The organism is Caballeronia sp. GAWG1-5s-s (assembly GCF_023631445.1).
In the GTDB taxonomy this organism is placed as follows: domain Bacteria; phylum Pseudomonadota; class Gammaproteobacteria; order Burkholderiales; family Burkholderiaceae; genus Caballeronia.
The window spans coordinates 361984-370771 of record NZ_JALQDC010000004.1 but is presented as its reverse complement, the minus strand read 5'-3'; the positions used below and the strand labels follow the sequence as shown (position 1 = coordinate 370771).

General features: G+C 65.1%; 7 protein-coding genes. 2 read left to right on the top strand and 5 right to left on the bottom strand.

All coding sequences use genetic code 11. From position 1 onward, the window contains the following. Positions 1 to 592: 592 nt before the first annotated feature. The 3 genes from NCR34_RS07600 to NCR34_RS07590 all read right to left on the bottom strand — a co-directional run bounded on the left by NCR34_RS07600 (position 593) and on the right by NCR34_RS07590 (position 2758). Positions 593 to 1459 carry a DMT family transporter gene (locus NCR34_RS07600; protein WP_250499507.1) on the bottom strand — a complete coding sequence of 289 codons (867 nt, stop codon included), beginning with the start codon at positions 1457 to 1459 and terminating at the stop codon, positions 593 to 595. A gap of 80 nt (positions 1460 to 1539) precedes the next feature. Further along, positions 1540 to 2451, bottom strand: coding sequence for a YihY/virulence factor BrkB family protein (locus NCR34_RS07595; RefSeq protein WP_248319873.1), 912 nt, complete (start codon positions 2449 to 2451; stop codon positions 1540 to 1542). Positions 2452 to 2554: 103 nt separating this feature from the next. Beyond that, positions 2555 to 2758: a hypothetical protein gene (locus NCR34_RS07590; RefSeq protein ID WP_175940354.1), complete on the bottom strand. Its 204-nt coding sequence runs from the start codon at positions 2756 to 2758 to the stop codon at positions 2555 to 2557. A 206-nt stretch (positions 2759 to 2964) separates the two neighbouring features. Here NCR34_RS07590 and NCR34_RS07585 point away from each other — a divergent pair, with 206 nt between their 5' ends. After that, on the top strand, positions 2965 to 4443 hold the full coding sequence (locus NCR34_RS07585) for an NCS1 family nucleobase:cation symporter-1 (RefSeq protein ID WP_248319872.1): 1479 nt from the start codon (positions 2965 to 2967) through the stop codon (positions 4441 to 4443). A 391-nt stretch (positions 4444 to 4834) separates the two neighbouring features. Here the strand turns inward: NCR34_RS07585 and NCR34_RS07580 are convergent, their stop codons facing one another. Beyond that, positions 4835 to 5155 (bottom strand): hypothetical protein, encoded by a 321-nt coding sequence (locus tag NCR34_RS07580; protein WP_250499506.1) that lies wholly within the window; start codon positions 5153 to 5155, stop codon positions 4835 to 4837. A gap of 193 nt (positions 5156 to 5348) precedes the next feature. Here NCR34_RS07580 and tehA point away from each other — a divergent pair, with 193 nt between their 5' ends. Beyond that, positions 5349 to 6347, top strand: a complete 999-nt coding sequence (tehA, locus tag NCR34_RS07575) for a dicarboxylate transporter/tellurite-resistance protein TehA (protein ID WP_248319870.1) — start codon at positions 5349 to 5351, stop codon at positions 6345 to 6347. 1402 nt (positions 6348 to 7749) lie between these two features. On the opposite strand, the gene NCR34_RS07570 is transcribed toward tehA, so the two are convergent. Next, the gene (locus NCR34_RS07570; RefSeq protein ID WP_248319869.1) at positions 7750 to 8667 is read right to left on the bottom strand and encodes a LysR family transcriptional regulator; all 918 of its coding nucleotides are present in this window, start codon (positions 8665 to 8667) and stop codon (positions 7750 to 7752) included. Positions 8668 to 8788: the final 121 nt, after the last annotated feature.

The following is an 8788-nucleotide window of genomic DNA, read 5'->3' as shown; positions in this document are numbered from 1 at the left end:
CCCCCCCCCCCCCCCCCCCCCCCCCCCCCCCCCCCCCCCCCCCCCCCCCCCCCCCCCCCCCCCCCCCCCCCCCCCACGGCTCTTCGGGTAGTTCAGCGTGGTGAGGCATGGCTGCGCTCTCCAGAACATGTACATCAGCGGCGGACACCGACCGCGCGCGCGGTCGTGCGCGGGTCGCCGCAGGAAGCCGGATGAAGCGCGTAAGCGAAGCGGGCGTGACCCCTTACGCTGCGCGCGTCATTCGAAATGAATAATCAAACTGAAAAAGCGTGCGGCCGATCTCGACGGCGTTGCCCCGAGCGTGGCTCATCGGGAAGCGGAGAACCGGCCGTACCGCCTGCAACGATGTAAGGCTTGCCGCAGGCCGGCAAAATCTGCCAATCGTCAGCAGCCACGGTGTTGCGCGACGCGCGCTGCCGGCCGCAAGCCGCACTGCGCATGACGCTGCCGCACGTGACCGCGCGAATACCGAATACTACCGTAGCATCGAGCAGGCCAGCCGACCGCAATCGCCATTCCTCAGATCAGCGAGGCTTCGCTTGGTTGCCTTGCGCACAGACGGAAGCGGCGAATGCATGAAGCGCCGCTCATTCTAGCGTTTTCGGCGACTGGCGATGACGAGCGCGATACCGCCGAGAATCGCCACCGAACTGACGACGAGCCGGACCGTAAGCGCCTCGCCTAGCAGCGCGACGCCGCCCGCTGCCGCAAGGACCGGCACGCTCAGTTGCACGGTCGCGGCGGTCGCGGGTTCGAGCTTCTTCAGCGCCGCATACCAGATGATGTATCCGAGTCCCGACGTCAGCGCGCCCGAGGCCAGCGCATAGCCGAACCCGGCGGCGTCGAACGTCGCGTGCCGGTAAGCGAGCGCGAAAACCGCCGCCGCGATCGGGAACGCACGCAGAAAATTGCCGGCGGTCGCGGCGGTCGGATCAGCGAGACCGCGGCCTCTTAGCGAATACACGCCCCAGCCGACGCCCGCCACGAGCATCAGCGCCGATGACAACGGCTGCGGCGCGGCCAGTCCCGGCAGCACGAGCCAGACAAGGCCGGCGAGCGCGAGCGTCAGGCCGAGCCATTGACGCGCGGTGAGGTGTTCGCCCCGAAAGAGACCGTAGCCGATCATCGTCGCCTGCACCGCGCCGAAGAGCAGCAGCGCGCCTGCGCCGGCCGACAGCGCGACATAGGCATAGGAGAAGGCGGCCGCATAGAGCGTGAGCATCGCGGCCGACGCCCAGCTTCCGGCGCGCCGCGCATCGCCGCCGCGCGCCGCGAGTATCAGCCACAGCACGAGCGCCGCCGACGCGATGCGCACGAACGTGAACGTCGCGGCATCGATGCTCGTGCCCTTCAGCGCCAGGCGACACAGCAGCGAATTGCCGGCGAACGCGAGCATCGCGAGCGCGGCGAGCGTGGCGGTGCGCGCCGGCGACGACGCATCGGGATAGGCTTCGTCCATCGAAAGTCCCGGTGATGGCAACGCGCCGAATGTATCCCAACCGTGCCGCGCGGACATCGCGCGGTGTGTCAGTCGGCGTGTCAGTCGGTGCGAAAGGCGGGCGGCTTGTCCGGCTGTGGCAAGCCGAAACGCTCGAACTCCGAGATGACCTGCGCGCCGAAGAGCAGCAGCGTCGCAAGCGCTTCGAGGCTGAACAGCACGACGATCGACGTCGTGAGCGACCCGTACACCACGCTCACCTGCGAAAGCGTCGCGAAGTACCAGACGAGCACGTGGCGCGTGATCTCCCAGAGCAGGGCGGCGGTGATGCTGCCGAGCAGCGCGAGCCTGAACGACGGCCGCCCCACCGGCATCACGAGATAGATGGACGTCAGCACGAACACCTCGCCCGCCACGCCGAGCAGATAGAGCAGCACCCGCGACGCGCCCTTGAGCGACACGTCGAAGCCGAGCAGGGTGACGCTGTTATCGCCCATCGCCTGAAGGCCGTTCGACACCAGCGTGACGATCAGCATGCCCACGCCGAGAAACAGGATGTAGCAGTACGGCAGCAGCGCGGACCAGAGAAAGTGGCGCCGTCGAATGGCGACGCGGTGCACGAAGATGACCGACATCGCGTTCTCCAGCACGGTGAAGGCGAGCGAACTGAAGAAGATCATCGTGACGAGAAGCAGCCAGCCGATCACCGCGCGATGCGTCAGAAAATTGGCGAGCTCGCGCACGATGGCGCGCGCCTGTCCCGGCACCAGCCATTCCAGCAGATGCGCGAGCGTGTCCAGCAACTCCTGCTGACCGACGAACTTCGACAGCACGATCACGATGAGAATCAGGAGCGGCACGATGGAAAGCAGCGCGTAATACGCCACCGCGCCGGCGAGCAGCATGCCCTGATTGGCGCGGAACGCCTTCACGGTCCGCGTGAGAAACCCGAGCGGATGGCGCGCGACGCTTTTGATCTGTGGCCCGAGCACGGGGCCGAGAATCTTCGACATGGAACCTCCGCGGCGCGTGTGCGGCCCTCGCACGATGGCCAGCCCCATGTTCAGGGCGACGGGACGACAAGCCGCCAAGCAACTTGCACGCCCGAAGCGATGTCTATCCCGCGCGATGCGCTTTCGTGCGGCGTGCGGCGGCTTGCTGCGCGGCTTCTTCGAACGCGATGTCGAGCAGCGCATCGACGTCCTGTGCCGGCAGATCGGCCGCGTCGATGCGGCGCAACCGGCAGATGAGCGCAAGGGCTTCGGCGGCAGCGGCGAAGGCGAGATTCACATCGCGGGCGGGAAGGCGTTTTTTTCTCATGCCCCGCATATCGGCAAGCGCGCCGTTTTACTTTAATCTCTCTGTAACGGCGGGCGCGCGCCCGTCGTGGCCGGGCCCGCGCGCTTTTCCCCGGATCTGGCGATTCGCATCTCCATCGCGGCTTCATTTGTCGGCCGTTTGCGTTGCAGGCAACGCTACTCAACGTTGCTCAACGCGGCTCGACGCTTTGAACAGAGGGGACGATCATGCCAGCTTCGCACGTTGCGAATACCTCCGCTCTCGGTCCGGGCGCCGATGTCGACGTCGCCGACGCCGACGAGCGTCTCTACAACCACGACCTCGCGCCCGTGCCGCGCGCGCGGCGCACATGGACCGGCTACAGCATCTTCGCGATGTGGATGTCGGACGTGCACAGCGTCGGCGGCTACACCTTCGCGGCGAGCCTCTTTCTGCTCGGGCTCTCGGGCTGGCAGGTCCTGCTTGCGATGACCATCGGCATTCTGGTGGTCTACGTGCTGATGAACTGGGTCGGCAAGCCGAGCCTGGTGCACGGCATTCCATTCCCCGTGATGGCGCGCGTCTCGATGGGCGTGATGGGCGCGAACCTCGCCGCGCTGATTCGCGGCGTCGTGGGCATTGTCTGGTATGGCGTGCAGACGTACTTCGCGTCGAAGGCGGTGGCCACGCTGCTCTTGCTCTTCGTGCCGTCGGCCGTGGCGTTGCGCGATTCGAGCTTTCTGCGGCTCGACATGCTCGGCTGGGTCAGCTTTCTCTTCATGTGGCTGCTGCAACTCGTGATCTTTCAGCGTGGCATGGAGATCATCCGCAAGTTCATCGACTTTTGCGGGCCGGCTGTGTACGTCGTGATGTTCTTTCTGATGGGATGGATTCTGTATCGCGCGGGGCTCGGGAGCCTGAATCTCACGCTCTCCGGCAAGGTGCTGCCGGGCGACGAGCAATTGCACGCGATGGTGAACGCCATTCTGCTCGTCGTTAGCTATTTCGCCGCGCTGCTGCTGAATTTCGGCGACTTTTCGCGCTTTGCGAAAAGCGAGCGACAGATGAAGATCGGCAATTTCCTGGGCCTGCCGTTCAACTTCATTGCGTTCGCCATCATCACCGTGATCGTCACGGCGGGCAGCGAGAAAGTATTCGGCGCGATGATCATGGACCCGGTCGAGATCGTCTCGCGCATCGACAACAAGCTCGCGGTGGCGGTCGGCAGCATTACGTTCGTGATCGCGACGATGGGCATCAATATCGTCGCGAACTTCGTATCGCCGGCCTACGACATCGCCAATCTGTTCCCGAAGCACGTGGACTTCAAGAAGGGCGGGCTGATCGCGTCGGTGCTCGCGGTGGTCGTGTGTCCGTGGATCTTCGTCGATAGTCCGAAGGCGATCACGATTTTCGTGTCGGTGTTCGGCGCGGTCCTCGCGCCGCTCTATGGCGTGATGATCGCCGACTATTACCTCGTGAAGCGTCAACACGTGAACGCCGCCGAGCTGTACACCATGCAGCCCGGCTCGCGCTTTTACTACGACGGCGGCTGGAACAAGGTCGGGCTCGCGGCGCTGATCGTGTCCGGCGTGATCTCGGTCGGCTGGGAACTCTCGACGCAACTGCTCAAGGTGCTGCCACCGAACAACCTCGGCTGGCTGATCGGCGCGGTGGCGGGGGCGTTGCTTTATATCGTCTTCATGCGCGTTGCTCGGCGTACTTGACCGGAACGGCGCGTTCGCGCGACGACGCGGGCAAGGTGCTGCGAGCGGACGACGCGGATGTTGCCGTGCTGCACATGCCGATGGGAAGATGCCGAGTGCTTGCGCGATGCAACTCCATGTGCGCGAAGCCATTGCCGTATCCGCACGGCCGCACGGTCTGCTGCCGGCGTCGCAGCACGCGATGCGCTCTCACGGCCATCTCGCGCTCTCGCTGGCCGAAAGCGAGGCTCGTCGCACGCCTCGGCGGGCATCGCTGAGCCCGGGTCAGCGGCCCACAGCGATGGCCAGTCTTCGGCCCAGCGAGCCGCTCGACATTTGCATGCTGAGCGTGGAGCTCGCCACGTCGGACATCGCATACTTCCGTCGTCGCAGCCGTGGCTTTCACACGAATTCACTTCAGCCAGCGGCGGACATCCTGTTCCCAGTCGGGTTGTCCGCAATTCGGCGGATTCTCCGGGCCGAGCACGGTGATGTAGCCCTGCGTTTTCATGCACGCTTCATATGCGCGAACCTGCGCGCATCGGCCGGGGCCCGCGTTGCGCGACGAGGCTTTGCAGGTGTCCATCGCGCGGTCCATGCCGCTGAAGTCGGCGTTGACGGATTCGCTGGCAGGCGGCGGATTCGCGTTCGCGGAGAATTCGACGGGGCCGGGGCAGGCGGCCAGCGCGAGCAGAACCAGGGTGACGAGCGTGCGTGCGATGCGATATGCCATCGTGTCGTTTCCTCGCGTGAATGATGCCGTGGATGTTACGCGCAGTTTGGCGCTGCGGAGCATCGCGAGTCTGAGACGATCGAGCAGCCGAACAAGACGTTGCGACATTTGCGCCGCCGGCCCTCGCCACTAAGCTTTCTCCAACGACGAAGAACGCAACCGCGCGCTTCGGACATGCGAAAAGGAGAAGGCAATGGACAAGAACCAACCTGCAACCCGTCCCGGCCCGATGCCGGTGGCGTTCTTCGGCATCGCGGTGGGCACGCTGGCGCTGGCGGGCGCATGGCGCGCGGCGGCTCGCGTGTGGCATGTCCCGCATGGCGTGCCGGATCTGCTGACGGCGGGCGCGCTCGTCGTATGGATCGCGCTTCTGGTCGCTTATGGCCGGAAGTGGCTGACCGAGCGCGAGGAGGCCATCGCGGAGATGCGGCATCCGGTGCAGTCGTCGTTTGCGGCGCTCGTCCCGGTATCGACGATGCTCGCCGCGCAAGCGGTTCAGGCCGTTTCGCGCGAACTCGCGGTGGGGCTCTTCTTCGTAGGCGTTGCGAGCCAACTCGCGCTCGGGGCGTTCCTGCACGGGCGCTTCTGGCAAGGCGGCCGCAAACCCGAACTTACGACACCGGCGATGTATCTGCCGACTGTCGCGCCGAGCTTCGTCGCAGGCACGGCAGCCGCGGCCTTCGGCTGGACGCAGCTCGGCGCGTTGTTCTTCGGCGCGGGCGTGTTCTCGTGGCTCGCGATCGAATCGATTCTGCTTCATCGCGCCGCCGTGCACGAGCCGCTCGCCGATGCGCTGCGCCCGACGCTCGGCATTCAGCTCGCGCCGCCGGTGGTGGGAGGCGTGTCGTATCTCGCGATCACGCACGGGGTGCCGGATGTCTTCGCGTACATGCTGCTCGGTTACGGACTCTATCAGGCTTTGATCTTGACGCGCCTCGTGCCGTGGATTCGTCAGCGCGCGTTCGCGCCTTCGTACTGGGCGTTCAGCTTCGGCGTGGCCGCGTTGCCGACGATGGCCATCCGCATGCTTGAGCGCGGGGCGCAGGGTCCGGTGGAATGGATCGCGGTGGCTTCGTTTATCGTGGCTAACGTGGTGATCGCGGGGTTGGTTGCGGGGACGGTGCGGGCGGCTTTGCAGGGGCGGCTGGTGCCGGTGGTTCCGGCAGTGCCGGTGCAGGCGACGCAGGCGTGACGCGGGCGAGGCGGCGGGCGGGGCGGCGGGCGTCGGCGGTGGGTTGGTGGGGGGCTTCTTTGTCGGGAGTGAGTTGTTTGAAGTGGGGGACGGCGAAGGTCAAAGGCATGCTTAATGCCGAATGCAGAATGCCAAAGGCCAAGCGCGAGAAGCCAGAGCCGTTGTGCGCACCGGTAAACGCCGCCCGCTACGCTCGCCTCGCGCACCCTCAAGCCATAGGCTCGGTCGCGGGTTGGCGCCGGCCGTCTCCGTTGAAGCGAACTGATCGAATAGGGGCGGCATACGCCGAAGGGCGAAGGTCAATGGCATGTGGAATGCCGCTTGAGGAATGCCGAATGCCAAACGCCAAAGGCGAGAAGCCAGAACCCGTTTGGGGGCAACAGTAATCGACGCCCGCTGAGTCCGCGTTTGTGCACCCTCAACCCATAGGCGTCAGTGCCGGGGTGATGTCGGAACTCGGCGTTGGGAGCGAACCCCCAACAAGGGGCGATGGTCCTCAATGGGTAAGGCAAAGGCACGCAGAATGGCGAATGATGAACGGCGAATGGTGGATGCAAAACGCCAAACGCCAAAGGCGAGAAGCCAGACCCGTTCCTAGGGCAAACTGCAAACGCCGCGGCCACGCCCAACTTCATGCACCCTCAACCCATAGTTTTCAGTGGCGCGGTGATGCCGGGAGTCTGCGTTGCAAGTGACTGATCTAAGACGGGGCGGCGAACGCCAAAGGGCAAGAAGGTCAAAGCCACGTGGGACGAGATGCCGCATGCCGAATGCAAAACCCAAACGCGAGAAGCCAGACCCGAGAAGCCAGACCCGAGAGGCCAGACCCGAGAAGCCAGACCCGAGAAGCCAGACCCGAGAGGCCAGACCCGAGAGGCCAGACCCGTTCAGGGCAACCAGCAAATGCCACCCGCCACGCCCAGCTTCCCGAACGGTCAACCCGTCGGCTTCGGTGATGGGATGACGTGGGCCGTCTGCTTTTAGGAGAAGTTGTTCAAGTGGGGCCGGCAAGTGCCGAAGGGCAAAGGTCAAAGGCACGCGGAATGCCGAGTGCGAAATGCCAAACGCCAAACGCCAAACGCCAAACGCCAAACGCCAAACGCCAAACGCCAAACGCCAAACGCCAAACGCCAAACGCCAAAGGCGAGGCGCCAGACCCCATTCAGGGCAACCAGCAAACGCCGCCCACTGCGCCAGCTTCGCGCACCCTCAACCCATCGGCTTCGGTGGCGGGTGACGTCGGCCGGCTGCGTTGGAAGTCAAGGTTGTTCGAAGAGGGACGGCGAACGCCAAAGGACAACGTCAAAGGCAAGCGGAATGCCGAATGCAGAATGCCAAAAGCGAGACCGGTCGAACGCAACGAACAAAGCCCCGCCGACCACCCCGAGAACTTCCCGCCCCCTCACCCCATCTGCTCCGCCAGCGTCCCTTCGACGAATTCCTTCAAAAACGCCACCCACGTCTTGATCTTCGCATCGAGATATTGCCGCGACGCATACATCGCGTAGATCGTCATGGTTTGCAGTTCCCACTCGGGAAGCACGCGCACGAGTTCTCCGCTTCTAATGGACGGCAGCGCGGACAGCGCCGGCAGCGGCGCAATGCCGAAACCATCCGCGACCGCGAAGGCGAGCGCATCCGCCGAATTGACCCGCAGGCGCCCCGGCGGAAGATCCACCTCGGCTCGTCCGCGCGGGCCCTCGAACGCCCAGCGATCGACCGGAAAAAACGTGGTGACGAGTTGCAGGCAAGCATGCTTCGACAGATCGTCGATATCGCGCGGGACGCCCGCCCGCTCCAGATAACGCGGCGACGCGCAGAGCACGCTCGGCATCGAGCAGATGCGGGTCGAGACGAGCGCCGAGTCCGGCAGCGCCGATGTCGTCACCTGCACGAAGACGTCGTAGCCTTCGTCGAGCATGTCGGGCACGTTCTGCGACAACGTCAACTCCACGCGAACTTGCGGATGCGCCTCCAGATACCGCGTGAGCGCGGGCACCACATAGTGATGCCCGAACGTAATCGGCGCATGCATGCGCAGCACGCCGCTCGGCAGCACGCGGGCATCGCCGGCTTCGGCTTCGGACAGATCGACTAGCTCGATCACTTCCTTGCATCGCGCGAGATAGCGGTTACCGGCATCCGTCAGCGCGACGCGCCGCGTCGTGCGATTCAGAAGCCGCGTGCGCAAGTGCGTCTCGAGATCGGTGATGGCCCGCGATGCCTGCGCCGTCGTGATGTCCAACTGTTGTGCCGCCGCCGTGAAGCTCGACGCTTCCGCCACGCGCGCAAAAATCCGCATGCTTCGCAACAGGTCCATTCGCTCGCAACCTTTTTTGACGAAGCCCGCACTATCCCACCGGGCGCCCGACCGCGCAACCGCTTGCGGCGACATCGCCGATACGCTCGCGACGGGCGATACGGCGCAAGCCGACCGTTCG

Excerpts from the sequence above, each read along its gene's own strand:
- NCR34_RS07600 (WP_250499507.1), bottom strand. The coding sequence starts at position 1,459 with ATGGACGAAGCCTATCCCGATGCGTCGTCGCCGGCGCGCACCGCCACG.
- NCR34_RS07595 (WP_248319873.1), bottom strand. The coding sequence starts at position 2,451 with ATGTCGAAGATTCTCGGCCCCGTGCTCGGGCCACAGATCAAAAGCGTC.
- NCR34_RS07590 (WP_175940354.1), bottom strand. The coding sequence starts at position 2,758 with ATGAGAAAAAAACGCCTTCCCGCCCGCGATGTGAATCTCGCCTTCGCC.
- NCR34_RS07585 (WP_248319872.1), top strand. The coding sequence starts at position 2,965 with ATGCCAGCTTCGCACGTTGCGAATACCTCCGCTCTCGGTCCGGGCGCC.
- NCR34_RS07580 (WP_250499506.1), bottom strand. The coding sequence starts at position 5,155 with ATGGCATATCGCATCGCACGCACGCTCGTCACCCTGGTTCTGCTCGCG.
- tehA (WP_248319870.1), top strand. The coding sequence starts at position 5,349 with ATGGACAAGAACCAACCTGCAACCCGTCCCGGCCCGATGCCGGTGGCG.
- NCR34_RS07570 (WP_248319869.1), bottom strand. The coding sequence starts at position 8,667 with ATGGACCTGTTGCGAAGCATGCGGATTTTTGCGCGCGTGGCGGAAGCG.